The sequence below is a fragment of the Actinomadura nitritigenes genome, from assembly GCF_017573545.1.
Classification (GTDB): domain Bacteria; phylum Actinomycetota; class Actinomycetes; order Streptosporangiales; family Streptosporangiaceae; genus Spirillospora; species Spirillospora nitritigenes.
This window is the reverse complement of the sequence record NZ_JAGEOK010000015.1, coordinates 182,103-198,668: the sequence shown is the minus strand read 5'-3', so window position 1 is coordinate 198,668 and position 16,566 is coordinate 182,103. Positions and strand designations below refer to the sequence as shown.

Below are 16,566 nucleotides of genomic sequence, written 5' to 3'. Positions count from 1 at the left end.
GGGGAGGGCAGCGGAGCGAATCAGCGTGGGACGGCGGACGTGGGCAGGGCCTCGGGCGCGGACGGGAACCGCCGCAGCGGCCCCGGGTCCCGGGACCCGATCGGGGACATCCCGCCGCCCGCCCCGAGCCGGGCGAGGGTGTCCAGGACGAGCCGGCCGCGCCGCACCCGCTCCCGCGCGCTCGCCACGGCGGCGGGCAGCAGGTGGAGGCCGACCGGATACAGCGCGGGCGCGTTGCGCAGCCCGAACTTCAGATAGAGCGGGGCGCCGCAGCGGATCAGCTCCGCCGCGTCGTAGAAGCGGACGAACCCGCCGAGGTCGTCGGGCGCCTCGACGTAGAAGTCCATCGGCGCGGCGCTCACCGCGCGGATCTCGGCGAGCTGGGCGACGGTGAGGTCGCTCGGCACGTTGACCGAGTCGGCGCCGAGGCCCTCCCACACCGCGAACGAGGCCGGGTTCACCGGGCCGACCAGCGCGGACACCTTGAACGTGGTGTCGGCGGGCAGCCGGCCCGCCTCGCGCAGCCGGTGCAGCGTCCACAGCACGCCCTCGTCGGCGACCAGCAGCGACCGCACGCCGAGCGCCGTCGCGCGCTCGGCGTCCTCGACGCACTGGGCGAGCTGGTCGCGGCCGCGGGCGCGCGGCCCGGAGGCGTTGTAGGACCGGCCGCCGGCGCCCGGCTCCCAGGTGCCGCGCGGGCCGAGGAACAGGCACAGCTCGATGCCGCGCGCGTCGCAGGCGTCCACCATCTCGCCGATCTCGGCGTCGGTGAGCATCCACACGCCGCTGCCCTGGCTGATGCGGTGCAGCGGCACCTCAAGGCGCTCGCTCTCCTCCAGTACCGCCGCCAGCACGGCGGGCCCCTCGCAGGACGGCAGCTCGGTGCGCCACGTGCCGCCGTCCGGGAACCGCAGGCCGGACGCGGGCGGCGGCGCGGCGCGGCCGGGCAGGCCGAGGGAGCGCAGCGCGTCCTCGCCGGGCGCGCGGCCGGTCTCGGCCGGGTCGTCAGAGAAGGGGTGCATCGGTCCTCCCGCCGGTCGGGGGCGTGTCGAGGTCGGGGCGCAGCAGCACCTTCCCGGCGTCGGGGGAGCCGCTGAGCTCCAGCGCCGCCGCGAACGCGGTCAGCGGCAGCTCGTGGGTGATCAGGGACGCCGGCCGCAGCACCCCGCTGGCGAACGCGCGCACCGCGTACGTCCAGTCGGCGGGGCCGGAGCCGAACACGGTGTGCATCGCGAGGGCCCGGGTGACCAGCAGCGACGTCGGGACGGCGTCGGCCGGGTCGGCGGGGATGCCGGTGAGCACGACGCGGCCGCCGCGGCGCGCAAGCCGCACCGCCGAACCGGCCGTGCCGGACGCGCCGGCGGTCTCCACGACCACGTCGAACGCCCCCTCGGGCGCCTCGCCCGGACGGCTGAACGCGGTCGCCCCGGCGTCCAGCGCCGGCTCGCCGCGCTCCACCCGCGGGTCGATCGCGACGAGGCGGGCCGGCGACGACGCGGCGAGGAACTGCAGCGCGAGCATCCCGAGCGTGCCGGCGCCCACCACCGCGACCGTCTCGCCGGGACGCGGCGCCGCGTGCCGGACGGCCCCGGCGATGACCGCGGCCGGCTCCAGCAGCGCCGCCGCGCGCAGGTCGGCGCCGGGCGGCAGCACGTGCAGCAGCCGGGCCGGGACCAGCAGGTGGTCGGCGAACGCGCCGGGCCGGGTGAAGCCCGTCTCGTCGTAGCGGGCGGCGCACAGGTTCGGCGCGCCCTCCCGGCAGCGCCCGCACGCCATGCAGCCGCGGAACCCCTCGCCGACGACGGGCGCGCCCACCAGCGACGGGTCGGTGTCGGGGCCCACCGCCTCGACCGTGCCCGACCACTCGTGCCCGGGGACGACGGGGTAGCGGGAGAAGCCCTCGGGGCGCGCGCCGTCGAACAGTTCGCGGTCGCTGCCGCACAGCCCGGCCGCGGCGATCCGGACGCGGGCCTCGCCGCGTCCCGGCTCCGGCGGGTCGCCGGCGTCGATCCGCCAGCGGCCCGGCGCCTCCACGAGCACCGCGCGGCTCAACTGCGCGTCCCGCGGAAGTGCCAGCCGTCGGCGTACAGGTCGAAGTCGGCGTTCTGCTGGGGGAAGGCGGCGACCGCGTCGAGGTCCAGTTCGACGCCGAGGCCCGGCGCCTCCGGCAGGGCGAAGTGGCCGTCGACGACCTGCGGGGCGCCCTTCGCGACGTCCTTGACGGCGGCGTCGGCGAAGTCGTTGAAGTGCTCCAGGATCTTGAAGTTGGGGGTGCAGACGCCGAGCTGGAGGCTCGCGGCGGTCAGCACCGGCCCGCCGACGTTGTGCGGCGCGACCTGCACGTAGTAGGTCTCGGCGGTCGCGGCGAGCTTGCGGACCTCGGCGATGCCGCCGCTGTGCCCGACGTCGGGCTGCAGGATGTCGGCGGCCTGCAGCTCCAGCAGCTCGCGGAACTCGATGCGGTCGTGGATCCGCTCGCCGGTCGCGATCGGCAGCCCGGTGTGCGCCGACACCTTGGCGAGCGCCTTGAGGTTCTCCGGCGGGACGGGCTCCTCCAGCCAGGCCGGGTCGAACGGGGCGAGCAGGCCGGCGAGCCGGATCGCGGTGGCGGGGGAGAACCGGCCGTGCATCTCGACGAGCAGCTCGACGTCGGGGCCGACCGCGTCCCGCACCGCCTCGACCAGGTCGACGGCCAGCACCGTCCCGGCGTGGTCCAGCTCCATCCGTCCCGCGCCGAACGGGTCCAGCTTCAGTGCCTGGTATCCGCGTTCCACGACGCGCTTGGCCGCGGCGTGGAAGTCGTCCGGGGTCCGGTCGACGGTGTACCAGCCGTTCGCGTAGGCCTTGACGCGGTCGCGCACCTTGCCGCCGAGCAACCGCCACACCGGCTGGCCGAGCGCCTTGCCGATGATGTCCCAGCACGCCATCTCGACGCACGCGATGCCGGACATGACGATCTCGCCCGCGCGGCCGAAGTCGCCGTACTTCATCCGGTGGACGAGGTCCTCGACGTCGAACGGGTCGCTGCCGGCGATGTGTCGGCGCTCCGCCTCGGCGAGATAGCCGACCAGCGCGTCGGTGTGGCCGAGCATCCGCGCCTCGCCGACGCCGGTGAGGCCCTCGTCGGTGCGGACGGTCACGAACGTGAGGTTCCGCCACGGGGTGCCCAGGACATGGGTGCCGATCTCGGTGATGCGCAACGTGCCGCCCCTCTCGAATCAACCTGGCACTAGCTTGTGTTAGCGCTAACATTCCCGCGCCTGCGGAACCGGTCCCTCCCGCGGCCGGCGTCAGCGGCCGCCGGGCCGCACGGCCGTGCTCTCCCTCACCACCAGCTCCGGTTCCACGGTGCGGCGCGCCGGGGGCCCGGCGCCCTCGCCCGCGGGGTCGTCGACGCGTTCCAGCAGAAGCTGGAACGCGTGCCGCCCGACCTCGCCGAAGGGCTGCCGGACGCTGGTCAGCGGGGGCGCGAAGTAGGGCGCCTCCGGAACGTCGTCGAAGCCCACCACGCTCACCTCCTCCGGGACGCGGCGGCCCGCCTCGCGCAGCGCGCGCAGCAGGCCGAGGGCCATCGGGTCGTTGGCGGCGAACACCGCGGTCACCGCCGGGTCGGCGGCCAGCCGCCGGCCGAGCTCGTATCCCGACCGGGCGCTCCAGTCGCCGGACAGCGGCTCGGGGACCTCCCGGCCCTCGTCCGCCAGCACCGAGCGCCAGCCGTCCACGCGGGCGCTCGCGTCGATCCAGTCCGCGGGCCCGGCCATGTGCCACACGGTCTCGTGCCCGAGGCTCAGCAGGTGCCGGACGGCCCGCACCGCGCCCGCGCGGTGGTCCACCGACGCGACCGGCACCGGCAGGTCGTCGCCCGCGCCGACCGCCACCACCGGCATGTCCGGCGGGAGGCGCCGCAGCCCCTCGGCCGCCGACTGGTGCGGCGCGATGATGACGATCCCGTCCACCGACTGGGCGCGCAGCCGCTGCACGCCGTCCTCGATGGAGCGCCGGGTGAGCGAGCCGAGGCTGGCGATGTTGATCATGTAGTCGGCGCTGCGCGCGGCCCGCTCGATCCCGTACAGGGTCGAGGCGGGCCCGTACAGCGTCGTGTCGAAGCTGACCACGCCGAGCACCCCGGACCGGCCGGTCGCGAGCACGCGCGCCGCCGAGTTCGGCCGGTAGTCCAGCTCGCGCATCGCCGCGAGCACCCGCTCGCGGGTCCGCGGCGCGACCTTGCCGGGGTCGTTCAGCACCCGCGACACCGTCATCGCCGAGACGCCCGCGAGCGCCGCGACGTCCTCCATGACCGCCGCGCGCGACCGCACGCCGCCCGTCCCGGAACCGGACGGGCCGGTGCCGGACGGGGGAGGGGGCGCTGCGGTGGTCACTGTGATCTGCTCCACATCGGTCGGGTGCCCTGAATGTTTGCGGTAACGCGAATCGATGTCAATACCCAGGAAGCAATCGTGGTAGCGCAAACATCCAGCCTGGGGGAAACGGGCGGCCGGAAACGCTCATCCCGATCCGGTAACGCGGCTCTCCCGGACGCGGCGGAGCGGGGACACTTCCCGTGCGTCCGGGAAAGCACGGTGCCCGCGCCCGTGGGTTCCCGGTACCCGGGGGACCGCTCCGGGCCCGAGCATGGAGGGGATGGTCGTGGTGATATCCGCCCCGCGGAGGCGCAGGTCGCCACCGTGGTTCGGTGCGGAGGCGAGGCGCGCCCTCGCCGCCGGCCTCGCGGTGGCCGCGCTCGCGCTGGCCGCGGGGTGGCCGTACTGGCGCGACCACGCCGCCGCCGCGGCGCTCGGCCTCGTCAGCACCGGCGGGATCGCGGTCGTCGGCGCGCTGCTGGCGACGGGCGCCCGCACCCGGCGCACGGGGCTGCTGTTCCTGGCCGCGTCGCTGTCCTGGGCGCTGAACTGGCTGGCGAGCTGGAACGCCGGGCCGGGACCGCTGCTGTCGCCGTACGCCCAGGCCGACTTCTACCTCGCCCTCGCCGTGGGCGTCCTGCTGTACCCGGCCGGGAGGCTGGAGTACCGCGCCGACCGGATCTGGACGGTCTTCGCCTGCGTGGTCCTGTGGGGCTGCCCGACCGCGCTGTGGGTCACCTCGCGCCCGGAGTGGGCGGCGTTCCCCGGGCGGCACGTGTGGTGGCCGGCGCCGTTCCCCGACCACGCGGCGTTCCGCGCCGTCCTGGAGGTCTCCGCCGCGCTGTACCTCGTGCTCGCCGCGTCCTTCGCCGTCGTCCTGCTGCTGCGGCTGCCGAAGATGAGCCGGATGCGGCGGGTGGTCGCGCTGCCGGTCACGGTGGCGCTGGCGTTCGTCGGGCTCTCCGCGGCGCTGACGCAGCGGCCGATCATGGAGGAGTCCATCTCGCTGGACGCGCTGCTGAGGGTGTACGCGATCCAGGGCGCGGTGTCCGCGCTCATCCCGCTCGCGCTGCTGGCGTCCGGGCTGCGCGTCCGGCTCGCGGAGCTGGCCGTCGCCGGGCGGATGCTGCGGCTGACCGCCCCGGTGTCGGTGGAGCGGATCCGCGACGCCCTCCGCGACGTCCTGCAGGACCCGTCCCTGGAGCTGTGGTTCTGGGCGCCCGCCGAGCAGGTCTACGTCGACATCTCGGGACGCCCCGTCGCGCCGGACGCCGGCGACGCGGAACCGGCGGACGGCGATCCGCCGCAGGGGGACGGGGGGCGGTGGCGCCGCCGCGTCGAGACCGCCGCGGGCGAGCCCCTCGCGATCGTGGAGCTGGGCGGGGCGCTGCGCGAGCACGGCTCGCTCGTCGAGGCGGCGCTGGCGGCCGGCGGCCGGGCGCTGGAGACGGCGCGGCTGCAGTCCAACGTCCAGGCCGGCCTGGAGCAGGTGCGGTCGGCGTACGAGCGGCTGGTGCGCGCCGAGACCGTGGAGCGCGAGCGCCTGGCCCGCGACCTGCACGACGGCGCGCAGCAGCGGCTGCTGGCGCTCGGCGCGATGCTCGCCACCCTGGAGGCGCTCGCCGAGGAGCCGGCCGTCAGGGAGCAGGCGCGCACGTGCCGCGCGGAGCTGATGGCGGCGCTGGCCGAGCTGCGCGCGCTCGCCCGCGAGGTGCAGCCGGCGCTGCTCGTCCAGGACGGGCTCGGCCCGGCGCTGGAGGTCGTCGCCGAGCGGCTCGGCACCCGGGTGCTGCTGGACGTGACCGCCGAGCGCTACTCCCGCGAGATCGAGTCCACGCTTTACTCGGTGCTCTGCGAGGCTTTGTCGTACGCTGTCGACCGCGCGCGTGCGACCCGCGTGACCGTCCGGGTGCGCCCGGACGGCCGCCGGCTGGTGGCCGAGGTCAGCGACGACGGTGAACGGCCGGGCGGGGAGCCCGGCGCGGTGCCGGACGGGCTGGCCGGGCGGATCAGGGCGCTGCGCGGGCACGTGGAAATCGACGGCGAGCCCGCCCGGGGCACGACGGTGAGGATGGTCCTGCCATGCGAGTAGCCGTGGCGGAGGACAGCGGGATCTTCCGGCAGGCCCTGGTCACCCTGCTCACCACGGTCGGCATCGAGGTGACGGTGTCCGCGGGATCGGGCGAGGAGCTGCTCGCACGCGTCGCCGAGGACCCGCCGGACGTCGCGATCGTCGACCTGCACATGCCGCCGACGCACACCAACGAGGGCGTGGTCGCGGCGCGCGAGCTGATGCGGCGCCACCCCGGGATCGGCGTGCTGGTGCTGTCGGCCTTCAACGAGACGCCGCAGGCCATGGAGCTGTTCCGCGACCAGCCGCGGCGCGTCGGCTACCTGCTGAAGGACCACGTCACCGACGTCGACAACCTGCGCGGCGCGCTGGAGCGGGTGATGCGCGGCGAGGTCGTCATCGACCCGGACGTGGTGAGCCGCCTGGTCGAGGCCCGGCACCGGGAGCGGGAGCTCTCCCGGCTGTCCGGCCGCGAGCGGGAGGTCCTGGGCCTGATGGCGGAGGGGCACTCCAACGCGGGGATCGGCAAGCGGCTGCACCTGTCCGCGCGCACCGTGGAGGACCACGTCCGGGCCATCTTCACCAAACTCAAGATCACCTCGTCGGGCGGGCCGCCCGGCCCGCAGGACAGCAACAAGCGGGTGCTGGCGGTGCTCACCTGGCTGCGCGCCGCCGAGACGCAGTGAGAGAGACCGGCGAGAGACGCGGTGAGCGGGCCGGCGCCGGACGCGGAGACCGCGTGAGGACGCGCCTGAACCGCCCGCCCCGCGCATCGATCGGGTAACGGGCTTCCGCGCACGGCGGTGCGGTGGGAAGAATCCTCTGTACGAGTCCGGTCGCGGTACGTGACGCCGGTGGTGGCCCCCGCACGCCACCGGGGCGCGCCGCGGGCCGTGCCCGTGGCCGTCCGGCGCCCCCATCCTCCCGCCGCCGCGCCCCGGGCGCATCCGGGGAAACCCGAGGCCCGCCCGGTGGTTCCCCGGGGTCCGCGTCCGCCGGCTCGCCGTGTGCGCGGTCTCCGGCGCGGGCCCCCGGGCCCCCGACAGGAAAGGGACGGCTGGCTGTGAGGGCGGTGCGCCTGCGGGCGCCGTCGTGGTTCGGCGCTCCGCTGCGCCGCGCCGCCGCGGGGGGCGCGGCGGTGGCGGCGGGGGCGCTCGCCGCGGGCTGGCCGTACTGGCGCGACCACCCCGCCGCCGCCGCGGTCACGCTGGCGTGCTGCGGCGGGTTCGCCGTCGCGGGCGGGCTGCTGGCCGCCGGGAGGCTCGGCCGGCGGACCGGCGCGGCGTTCACCGCCGGCGCGGCGGCGTGGGCGCTGACCTGGACGGCGAGCTGGAACGCGGGCGCCGGTCCGGTGGTGTCGGTGTTCGCGCAGTCCGTCTTCTTCGTCGCGATCGGGGTGGGCGTGCTGCTGTACCCCGACGGCCGGCTCGACGGCGCCGTCGCCCGGCTGTGGACCGGCGTCACGGCGGCCGTCATGCTCGGCGGGCAGGCGCTGCTGTGCGCGCTGTCGCGGCCCGCGTGGAACGGGTTCGACGCGGCGGTGGCCTGGCCGTCGGTCTCCCCCGACCGGGAGACGTTCGGTGACGCCTACCGCGGCGTCACGACCGTGGAGGCGGTGCTGGCAGGCGCGCTCGTCATCATCCTGCTGCTGCGGCTGCCGGGCACCGGCCGGCTCGACCGCCGGTACACCGTCCCGGTCGCGGTCGCCGTCACGGTCGGCGTCGCCGGGGCGCTGGCCGTGCAGGGCTCGCTCATCGGCCGCGACGTGGCCCTGGACGACGTGATGGAGGTCTACCTCGTCCAGGGAGTGTTCGCGACGGTGCTGCCGCTGGCGTTCCTCGCCGCGGCGCTGCGCGCCCGGATGGCGGAGCTGTCCGCCGCCGAGCGCATGCAGCGCCTCACCGACCCCGTGTCGGTGGAGAAGGTGCGGGACGCGCTGCGCCGCGTCCTGCGCGACGGCACCCTGGAACTGTGGCTGTGGGCGGCCGGCGGCTACGTCGACGTCGCCGGGCGCGGCGCCGCGGCCGGCGACGGGCCGGCGCCGGGCCGCTGGCGGCACGAGGTCCGCACGTCCGTCGGGGAACCGCTCGCGGCCGTCGACACCGACGACCGGCTGCGCGGGCACGAGCCGCTCGTCGAGGCGGCGCTCGTCGCGGGCGGCCGCGCGCTGGAGACCGTCCGGCTGCAGGCCGCGGCGCGGGCGCACCTGGAGCGGGCGCGCGACGCGCGGGAACGGCTCGTCCGCGTCCAGGCGGCGGAGCGCGAACGGCTCGCGGCCGAACTGCAGCGCAGCGCCCAGCAGCGGCTGCGCGCGCTGGAGGGGCTGCTCGAAGGGCTGGAGGCGGCGGTCGGCCCGCGCGCCCGCGAGCACGCGCGCGCCTGCCGCCGGGAGCTGGCGGAGGCGGCCGCTGAGCTGGACGGCCTGGCCCGCGGCGTGCATCCGGCGATCCTCACCGACGCGGGGCTGGACGCGGCGATGCGGCTCGTCGCCGGCCGGGCGCCGGTGCCCGTCCGGCTCGACCTGCCCGATCGGCGGTACCCGCCGGAGATCGAGTCGACGCTGTACTTCGCCCTGTGCGAGGCGCTCGCGAACGCGGCCAAGCACGCGGGCGCCGACGAGATCCGGCTGAGCGTGCGCGACGAGGCGGGCCGCGTCGTCGCCGAGGTCCGCGACGACGGCGCGGGCGGCGCGGACGCCGTCCCCGGCGGCGGGCTCGCGGGCCTGACCGACCGGGTCCGCGCGCTGCGCGGGCACGTCGACGTCGAGAGTCGCGCCGGCCGGGGCACCACCGTCCGGATCACCCTGCCCGCGCCCCGATGACCGGCCGGGCGGCGCCACCGGCGGACGCGGACCTGACGTGGGAGGCCGTGCTTCTGGAACACTGGAGCGCGCCGCCGCGCGACCCGGACCACCGGGCGGCGGCCGGCGAGGACGGCGCGGACAGGGAGACATGGGCGAGCGGGTACGGGTGCGCAAGGACCGTGACGAGCGGCGCGAGCAGATCCTGGTGTGCGCGCGGGAGCTGTTCAGCGAACGGCCGTACGAGGAGGTCTCGAACACCGAGATCGCGGCGGTGGCGGGCGTCAGCCGGGGCCTCCTGAACCACTACTTCGGCACCAAGCGGGAGCTGTACCTGGCGGTCGTGGAGCGGATGCTGCACATCCCGCCGGTCCCGGTGCCCGCCTACGAGCCGGGGGCGAGCGTCCGCGAGCGGGTCACCGAGAGCATCACCGGCTGGCTGGAGCTGCTGGAGCGCAACGCCGGCACCTGGCTCGTCGCGCTGGACATGGCGGCGGGGACCGCGAGCGACGACGACCTCGCCCGGCTGGTGGACGCGGCGCGGGAGGGCGCGGTCGACCACATCACCGAGGTGGTCGGGCTGTCCCGGCTCGCCGCCGAGCATCCGGAGGTGCGCTCGGCGCTGCGCGGGTTCAGCGGGATGGCGGAGGCCGCGACCCGCGAGTGGCTGCGGCACGGCCGGCTCACCCGGGCGCAGGTGCACCTGCTGCTGGAGGACACGATCATGCATCTGATCGAGGAGACCGTGCCGAGGATGACGGCTCGGGGCTGAGCCCCCGGGGCGCGGCGGCCGTCAGACGTCGATGCACTCCATCGACGCGTCGGCGATGCGGCGGGCCGGACCCTCCCAGCGGCGGCGCAGCTCGCGCACGACGCACTGGCCGCGGACGGCGGGCCAGCCGTCCGGCAGGTGCTCCACCGGCAGCCGGGGGTCGGCGCGGACGAGCTCCAGCCACTCGGCCGACATCCACAGGTAGCGGGCCAGGTCGTCGGGTGCACCGGGCAGCGGCTCGGGGCGGTCCCAGCGGCGGAGGAAGGCGCGGTGGCCGGCGGCCAGGGGGGTGAGGTCGAACGCCTCGCGGAGCATCGCCGGGACGTCGGTCGGCGCCTGCGCCGGGCCGGTGAACACCTTGAGGCGCCCGTCCAGGCCGAGCCCGTCGACGAGCGCGGGGACGTCGACCGCCGACGGCGCGATCCACGTGCCGTTGCCGAGCGACCCGAACCCCGCCCAGGCCAGCCGGGCGCGCAGGTCGTGGCGGACGCGCCGCCAGGACTCCGGCAGCGAGAACGCCAGCACGGTCCAGGTCCCGTCCCAGTCGGTGTTCAGCACGCCGCGCCGCCACACCCGGTCCTCGCCGTCGAGCAGGATCGCCTCGGAGCGGGGGGTGAGGCCGAAGTGCATCCGGCGGCCCGCGCGGTGCCGGGCCAGCAGGCCGCGGTCGACCATGCGGGCCAGCGTCGAGCGGACCGCGTGCTCGCCGACGCCGAGCCGGCCGAAGGCGTCGATGAAGCTGCCGGAGAACACCGCGACGCGGCGGCCGAGCACGTAGTTCCCGAGGTAGCTCAGCATCAGCGACCGGGGCCGGAGCCGCGGCGGCGCCTCGTCGCCGACCGGGGCGTCCGCCGCCGGGCGGCCTTCTCGTCCCATCCGCTCGGCTCCCGTCCTCCGCCGCGCAGCGCGGCCCCGGAAGGAGCCCGGGACCTCGTTGTTCGGCACATGCTTGACCGCTGTGAAGCATACGCCTAACTTCGACCGTGACGCCCCGAGAGGACGGCCCGCATGCTCGACGAAGGACCCGGCGCCCCGCCGGCGGCGCACGGAGCCGCGGCCGCCCGGCCCGCCGCGCCCGGGCGGCGCCCCACCGTGACCACCCGGGTCCTCGGCATCCTCGGCGCGTTCACGCCCGAGCGCCCGGCGCTGACCATCACCCAGATCGCGCGCCGCGCCGGGCTGCCGCTGTCCACGGCGCACCGGCTCGTCGGCGAGCTGGCGTGCTGGGGCGCGCTCGAACGCGACGACGCGGGCCTCTACCGCGTCGGGCTGCGGCTGTGGGAGGTCGGCGCGCTCGCGCGGGGGCCGGCCCTCCGCGAGGCGGCGATGCCGTTCCTGGAGGACCTGTACGAGGCCACCCACGAGAACGTCCACCTCGCCGTCCTGGACGGCCTGGACGTCGTGTACATCGAGCGGATCTCCGCCCGCGACGCCGTGCACGTGTTCTCCCGCGTCGGCGGCCGCTGGCCGGCGCACGCGACCGGCGTCGGCCTGGCCATGCTCGCGCACTCCGGCAGGGACCTGCAGGAACGCGCGATCGCCGGGCCGCTGCGCCGCTTCACCCCGAGGACCATCACCACCGGTTCCGAGCTGCGCCGCGTCCTGGCCGAGGTCCGCCGCACCGGGGCCGCGGTCAGCGACGGGCAGGTGGAGACGTTCGCGATGTCGGTCGGCGCGCCGGTGTTCGGGCCGGACGACGCGGTCGTGGCGGCCGTCGCGGTCGTCGTCCCGGCGTCCGGCTGGGAGGCGCGCTCGCTCGTCCCCGTCGTGCGGGCCGGCGCCCGCGGCATCTCCCGGGCCCTCGGCGCGCCGCGCGCCCTGCGCCCGCCGGAGTCGGCGATGCGCGAGGTCTGAGCGAGGCCGCGTCCCGAAAGGGCGGGTTCTTCCGTTGGACGGAATCGGTGTGGTCCGGCCTCGCGGGCGGCGGCGAAGGTCGTCTCGTCCGCACGGTCCGTCGTCCACCCCGAGGAGCAGCCCATGGCCGTCGCACGCAACCAGTGGTACGTCGCCGCCTACAGCGAGGAGGTCGGCGACGGCCTGCTCGCCCGGACGATCTGCGGCGAGCCGCTCGTCATGTACCGCACGGGGGCGGGGCAGGCCGTCGCGCTCGCCGACCGCTGCGTGCACCGGCGCTTCCCGCTGTCGGCGAGCAACCGCGACGGCGACCGGATCGTCTGCGGCTACCACGGCTTCACCTACGCTCCCGACGGGGCGTGCGTCGCCGTGCCCGGGCAGACCCGGATCCCGCGCACCGCCCGCGTCCCCGCCTACCAGGTCGTCGAGCAGGACTCGCTGGTCTGGGTGTGGATCGGCGACGGGACGGGCGACGCGGACTCGATCCCGCGCGCCCCCTGGCTGAGCTCGCCGGACTACGTGACCGTCCGGGGGATGGAGCCGCTCGCCGCCCGGTACGAACTGCTCGTCGACAACCTCCTCGACCTGTCCCACGAGACCTACCTGCACGCCGGGTACATCGGCACGCCCGAGGTCGCGCAGACCCCGATCACCACGGAGGTCGACGACGAGGCCGGGATCGTCTACGTGAGCCGGCGCATGAAGGACGTCGAGTGCCCGCCGTTCTACTCCGAGTCGACCGGCGTCGAGGGCCGGATCGACCGGTGGCAGGACATCGAGTACCACCCGCCGTGCTTCTACCTGCTGCACAGCCGGATCGCGCCGACCGGCGTGGAGCCCGGCCCGGACGGCGACGACCCGCACGCGTTCCACGTGGAGGTCGGCTACGCGATCGTCCCGGAGACCGACACGACCACCCACGACTTCTGGTGGGTCGCCCGCGACTTCGCGCTGGACGACGAGGGCGTCTCGCGGTTCCTGCGCGACAGCAACCGCACCGTCGTCCTGCAGGACGTCGAGGCGCTGAACCTGCTGGAGACGGTGATCGCCGCCGAGCCCGAGGGGTACCAGGAGCTGTCCATCAACATCGACACCGGCGGGCTGGCCGCCCGGCGCGTCCTCCAGCGCCTCACGGCGGAGCGGTGAGCGCCGGCCGCCTGCGGGTGGAGTGGTCCCCGGGCTCGGACCGGCTCACCGGCATCTGCCACTGCGGCGCCCGGCGCACCGCCGAGGACCCGGCCGCCATCTGGGCGTGGCTGCTCTCCCACCCCGACCACGACGCCTCCTGATGCCCGGGGGCACCGGGACGTCCCCGGTGCCCCCGGGGCTCAGCCGATGTCGCGGCGCCGGAAGCCGAGCAGCGCCGCCCCGGCGACGGCGACCGCGACGGCGGTGAGCGCGGCGACCGGCAGGACGTCGAAGCCGCCGCCGGGCAGCTTCGGCGTGTGCGTGAACGGCGAGACGTCCATGACCGCCTGCGGCAGCTTCAGCAGCGGCCCGACCTGCCCGAGCAGCAGGCACCCGGCCAGCACGCCCCACGCGGCGGACGTCGCGCGGGGGAGCAGGCCGAAGAGCAGCGCGGTCACGGCGGCGACGACCCACACCGCCGGCAGCTGCACGAGCGCGGCGCCGAGCTGCCGGGGGAGCTGGCCGCCCAGGTCGTGGGAGCGGGCTCCGTGCACCAGCCCGACGGCGAGCCCGCTGAGGCCGAGGAGGACCACCGTGCCCGCGACGGTGACGGCGAGGCCCGCGACGGCCCAGCGGGTCCGGCCGACGGCGGCCGCGAGCACCGGCTCGAGGCGCCCGCCGCTCTCCTCCGCCCGCATCCGGAGCACGCTCTGCACCGCGTAGGCCGACGTGAACAGGGCCATGAGGCCCATGGAGGTGGCGAGGAAGGCGTCCGCGAGGTCCTGCTGCCCGCCCATCCTGCGGATGTCGTCGAGGACGGCGTCGCTGCCGTTGACCAGGTCGCCGACGCCGTCGGCGACGCCGCCGATGGCGAGCCCGTACACCAGGAACCCAACGGACCAGCCGAGCAGCGAGCCGCGCTGCAGCCGCCATGACAGGGCGAGCGGGCCGCGCAGCGACGGCGCCGCCCGGGCCGGTCCCGGCGAGGGGGCGATGATCCCGGCGCCGAGGTCGCGGCGCCCGGCCAGCGCGTACGCGGCCGCGACGAGGACCGCGGACGCCAGCAGCGGGAGCAGCAGCACGGCCCACTGCTCGCCCGCGTGCGGGCGCACCCGCTGCGCCCAGCCGATCGGGGACAGCCAGGACGCCCAGTGCGCGGACCCGGCGTCCGCCACGCCCCGGACCAGGTACGCGGCGGCGAGCACGGCGAACGCCAGCCCGTTGGCCAGCCGGGACGTCTCGGCGAGCTGGGCGGTGACGGCGGCGACCCCGGCGAACACCAGGCCCGCCCCGAACCAGGACAGCCCGAACGCGACCGACCCGGCGGCCGGCAGCCCGAAGAGGATCATGACGGCGGCGGCCAGGGACGCCGCGGCCGCGGCGGCGGTCACGGCGGCGGCCAGCGCGGCGGTCAGCGGGGCGCGGCGCCCGACGGCGGCAGCGCCGACCAGCTCCAGCCGGCCGGTCTCCTCCTCGGCGCGGGTGTGCCGGACGACGAGCAGCACGCACATGACGGCGGTGAGCGCGGCGCCGGTCGTGCCGACGCGCCACGCGCTGACGCCCGCGGCCGTGTGGTCGTTCAGCACCGGCCCGTACAGCGCCCGCATGGACGGGTTCCCGTCGATGCCGCGCGCGAAGCTCCGCAGCGCCGCGGGCGTGTCGTACCCGTTCTTGAAGCTGTACACGGTGCTGGCGACCAGCGCGGTGAGCACGTAGATCCAGGACGGCATCATGACGCGGTCGCGGCGCAGCCACATCTTCAGCAGCGTGCCCGTGCCCGCGAGGCCGCCCTCCGCGCGGGCGGCCCGTGCCGAGGGCGGCAGGGTCGTGGCGGTCATGACACCCCGCCTTCCTGCAGGGTCCGTCCGGCCTTGTCGTTCTCGTAGTGCCGCAGGAACAGCTCCTCGAGCGTGGGCGGCCGGCTGGTGAGGGAGCGGACGCCGATCTCGGTGAGCTGCCGGAGCGCGGCGTCCAGCTCGGCCGTCTCGACCTCGAAGGTGAGGGTGTTGCCGTCGATGCGCACGTCGTGCGCACCGGGCAGCGGGACGCCGTCGGGCGGCGCGGCGAGCTCCGCGCGGATCGACGTGCGGGTCAGGTGGCGAAGTTCGGCGAGCGTGCCGGTCTCCACCGTGCGGCCCTTGCGGATGATGGTGACGCGGTCGCAGAGCGCCTCCACCTCGCTGAGGATGTGGCTCGACAGCAGGACCGTCCGCCCGGCGTGCCGCTCCTCCCGCACGCACTCCTGGAACGCCTCCTCCATGAGCGGGTCGAGGCCGGAGGTGGGCTCGTCCAGGATGAGCAGCTCCGCGTCGGACGCGAACGCGGCGACGAGCGCGACCTTCTGCCGGTTGCCCTTGGAGTAGGCGCGCCCCCGCTTCTTCGGGTCCAGCTCGAAGCGGTCGAGGAGGTCGTCGCGGCGGCGCTCGTCCAGCCCGCCGCGCAGCCGCCCGAGCAGGTCGATGACCTCGCCGCCGGACAGGTTGGGCCACAGCGTGACGTCGCCGGGGACGTAGGCGAGGCGCCGGTGCAGCGCGGTCGCGTCGTGCCACGGGTCCCCGCCGAGCAGCCGGGCTGTCCCGGCGTCGGCGCGCATCAGCCCGAGCAGGACGCGGACGGTGGTGGACTTCCCGGCGCCGTTCGGGCCGAGGAAGCCGTGCACCTCGCCGGACGCCACGCTCAGGTCGAGCCCGTCGAGCGCGCGCGTCCTGCCGAACGTCTTGACCAGGCCGTCGGCCCGTACTGCCTCAGTCATCCTGCCTTCTCTCCCGGGTCTTCCCCGATGGGGGCGGTGCGCCCGAAGTTCCCGCTCTCGTACTCCCGCATCGCGGCGCGGGCGCGCGCCGCGAGCTCCGGGCTCAGCAGGCGGTCGTCGAAGATCTCGAAGAGGGCGCGGCGCAGCCGCAGCGAGCCCTCCGGGGTGAAGGTGTCGACGCCCAGCGCCCGCGACAGGTGCTCGTGCAGGACCTCCATCCCGATCGACATCGCGACGAGCGCGGCGGAGTAGGCGTGCACGTCGGCGGTGGCGGGCGCGTTGACGCCGGGCGGCAGCGGTTCGACGAAGTAGCGCTCGGTGGTGTCGACCAGGTCGTCGAACACCCGCGCCGCGGCGGGGGAGCCGTCGACGAGCGCGCGGGCGAGGTAGCGCCGCACCGGCAGGTCGATCCGCATCGCCTTCGCCAGGAACCCCGGGTCGCCGATGCCGTCGATCTTCTCGGCGCTGAGCCGGTGGATCGTGTCCAGCGCGTAGGCGTCGCACGCCTCCCGCAGCTCCTGCTTGGAGCCGAAGTGGTGCTGGACGAGCCCGACCGACACGCCCGCGGCCTCGGCGATGCCGCGGAACGTCGCGCCCCTCATCCCGTGCTCGGCGAACATCTCCAGCGCGGCGTCCCTGATCCGCGCCCGCGCCGTCAGGTCCTCCGGTGCGGGGCCTGTCTCCGTCACGCTCCCGCCTCCTCCAATACAAGCGTTCAGTTCCCAATACCGATGTACACCATACACGTGTATTGGCGGAGGGGGTGCGGCGGCTCGGGGGGCGGAGGGAAAGGGGGGTGGAAGCGGCAAGTTAGCTTAGGCTAGCCTT

The 16,566-nt window shown here is 76.0% G+C and carries 15 protein-coding genes; 7 read left to right on the top strand and 8 right to left on the bottom strand.

Annotated elements, in window-relative coordinates; genetic code table 11:
* Positions 1–20 precede the first annotated feature (20 nt).
* From J4557_RS24420 to J4557_RS24405, 4 genes are all read right to left on the bottom strand, one after another.
* Positions 21–1,022: a hypothetical protein gene (locus J4557_RS24420; protein ID WP_208269050.1), complete on the bottom strand. Its 1,002-nt coding sequence runs from the start codon at positions 1,020–1,022 to the stop codon at positions 21–23.
* On the bottom strand, positions 1,006–2,052 hold the full coding sequence (locus J4557_RS24415) for a zinc-dependent alcohol dehydrogenase (protein WP_208269049.1): 1,047 nt from the start codon (positions 2,050–2,052) through the stop codon (positions 1,006–1,008). The genes J4557_RS24420 and J4557_RS24415 overlap by 17 nt, the downstream gene beginning before the upstream one ends.
* Positions 2,049–3,200 (bottom strand): mandelate racemase/muconate lactonizing enzyme family protein, encoded by a 1,152-nt coding sequence (locus J4557_RS24410; RefSeq protein WP_208269048.1) that lies wholly within the window; start codon positions 3,198–3,200, stop codon positions 2,049–2,051. Before J4557_RS24410 ends, J4557_RS24415 begins: the two co-directional genes overlap by 4 nt.
* Before the next feature lie 90 nt (positions 3,201–3,290).
* On the bottom strand, positions 3,291–4,379 hold the full coding sequence (locus tag J4557_RS24405; protein WP_307800169.1) for a LacI family DNA-binding transcriptional regulator: 1,089 nt from the start codon (positions 4,377–4,379) through the stop codon (positions 3,291–3,293).
* A gap of 262 nt (positions 4,380–4,641) precedes the next feature.
* On the opposite strand from J4557_RS24405, the gene J4557_RS24400 reads away from it, so the two are divergent.
* From J4557_RS24400 to J4557_RS24385, 4 genes are all read left to right on the top strand, one after another.
* Entirely contained in the window at positions 4,642–6,453 is a 1,812-nt protein-coding gene (locus tag J4557_RS24400; RefSeq protein WP_208269047.1) for a sensor histidine kinase, read from the top strand.
* Positions 6,444–7,118, top strand: coding sequence for a response regulator transcription factor (locus J4557_RS24395; protein ID WP_208269046.1), 675 nt, complete (start codon positions 6,444–6,446; stop codon positions 7,116–7,118). Before J4557_RS24400 ends, J4557_RS24395 begins: the two co-directional genes overlap by 10 nt.
* A 377-nt stretch (positions 7,119–7,495) precedes the next feature.
* On the top strand, positions 7,496–9,253 hold the full coding sequence (locus tag J4557_RS24390; RefSeq protein WP_208269045.1) for a sensor histidine kinase: 1,758 nt from the start codon (positions 7,496–7,498) through the stop codon (positions 9,251–9,253).
* 130 nt (positions 9,254–9,383) lie between these two features.
* A complete protein-coding gene (locus tag J4557_RS24385; RefSeq protein ID WP_208269044.1) occupies positions 9,384–10,004 on the top strand; it encodes a TetR/AcrR family transcriptional regulator in 621 nt (206 codons plus the stop codon).
* Between the two features lie 21 nt (positions 10,005–10,025).
* Here the strand turns inward: J4557_RS24385 and J4557_RS24380 are convergent, their stop codons facing one another.
* The gene (locus J4557_RS24380) at positions 10,026–10,880 is read right to left on the bottom strand and encodes a PaaX family transcriptional regulator (protein WP_243776262.1); all 855 of its coding nucleotides are present in this window, start codon (positions 10,878–10,880) and stop codon (positions 10,026–10,028) included.
* Between the two features lie 132 nt (positions 10,881–11,012).
* Between J4557_RS24380 and J4557_RS24375 the strand changes: the two genes are divergently transcribed.
* The 3 genes from J4557_RS24375 (at position 11,013) to J4557_RS24365 (ending at position 13,147) form a co-directional block, all read left to right on the top strand.
* Entirely contained in the window at positions 11,013–11,858 is an 846-nt protein-coding gene (locus J4557_RS24375; protein ID WP_208269043.1) for an IclR family transcriptional regulator, read from the top strand.
* A gap of 123 nt (positions 11,859–11,981) precedes the next feature.
* Positions 11,982–13,004, top strand: coding sequence for an aromatic ring-hydroxylating oxygenase subunit alpha (locus J4557_RS24370; RefSeq protein ID WP_208269042.1), 1,023 nt, complete (start codon positions 11,982–11,984; stop codon positions 13,002–13,004).
* Positions 13,001–13,147 (top strand): hypothetical protein, encoded by a 147-nt coding sequence (locus tag J4557_RS24365; protein WP_202125554.1) that lies wholly within the window; start codon positions 13,001–13,003, stop codon positions 13,145–13,147. The genes J4557_RS24370 and J4557_RS24365 overlap by 4 nt, the downstream gene beginning before the upstream one ends.
* Positions 13,148–13,186: 39 nt before the next feature.
* On the opposite strand, the gene J4557_RS24360 is transcribed toward J4557_RS24365, so the two are convergent.
* From J4557_RS24360 to J4557_RS24350, 3 genes are read right to left on the bottom strand one after another with little or no spacing between them, the layout of a single operon-like run.
* On the bottom strand, positions 13,187–14,824 hold the full coding sequence (locus J4557_RS24360) for an ABC transporter permease (protein ID WP_208269041.1): 1,638 nt from the start codon (positions 14,822–14,824) through the stop codon (positions 13,187–13,189).
* Positions 14,821–15,738, bottom strand: coding sequence for an ABC transporter ATP-binding protein (locus J4557_RS24355; RefSeq protein ID WP_208269040.1), 918 nt, complete (start codon positions 15,736–15,738; stop codon positions 14,821–14,823). The genes J4557_RS24360 and J4557_RS24355 overlap by 4 nt, the downstream gene beginning before the upstream one ends.
* A complete protein-coding gene (locus J4557_RS24350) occupies positions 15,735–16,427 on the bottom strand; it encodes a TetR/AcrR family transcriptional regulator (RefSeq protein WP_307800168.1) in 693 nt (230 codons plus the stop codon). The genes J4557_RS24355 and J4557_RS24350 overlap by 4 nt, the downstream gene beginning before the upstream one ends.
* Positions 16,428–16,566: the final 139 nt, after the last annotated feature.

Excerpts from the sequence above, each read along its gene's own strand:
- J4557_RS24370 (WP_208269042.1), top strand. The coding sequence starts at position 11,982 with ATGGCCGTCGCACGCAACCAGTGGTACGTCGCCGCCTACAGCGAGGAG.
- J4557_RS24380 (WP_243776262.1), bottom strand. The coding sequence starts at position 10,880 with ATGGGACGAGAAGGCCGCCCGGCGGCGGACGCCCCGGTCGGCGACGAG.
- J4557_RS24395 (WP_208269046.1), top strand. The coding sequence starts at position 6,444 with ATGCGAGTAGCCGTGGCGGAGGACAGCGGGATCTTCCGGCAGGCCCTG.
- J4557_RS24375 (WP_208269043.1), top strand. The coding sequence starts at position 11,013 with ATGCTCGACGAAGGACCCGGCGCCCCGCCGGCGGCGCACGGAGCCGCG.
- J4557_RS24420 (WP_208269050.1), bottom strand. The coding sequence starts at position 1,022 with ATGCACCCCTTCTCTGACGACCCGGCCGAGACCGGCCGCGCGCCCGGC.
- J4557_RS24355 (WP_208269040.1), bottom strand. The coding sequence starts at position 15,738 with ATGACTGAGGCAGTACGGGCCGACGGCCTGGTCAAGACGTTCGGCAGG.
- J4557_RS24385 (WP_208269044.1), top strand. The coding sequence starts at position 9,384 with ATGGGCGAGCGGGTACGGGTGCGCAAGGACCGTGACGAGCGGCGCGAG.
- J4557_RS24400 (WP_208269047.1), top strand. The coding sequence starts at position 4,642 with ATGGTCGTGGTGATATCCGCCCCGCGGAGGCGCAGGTCGCCACCGTGG.
- J4557_RS24360 (WP_208269041.1), bottom strand. The coding sequence starts at position 14,824 with ATGACCGCCACGACCCTGCCGCCCTCGGCACGGGCCGCCCGCGCGGAG.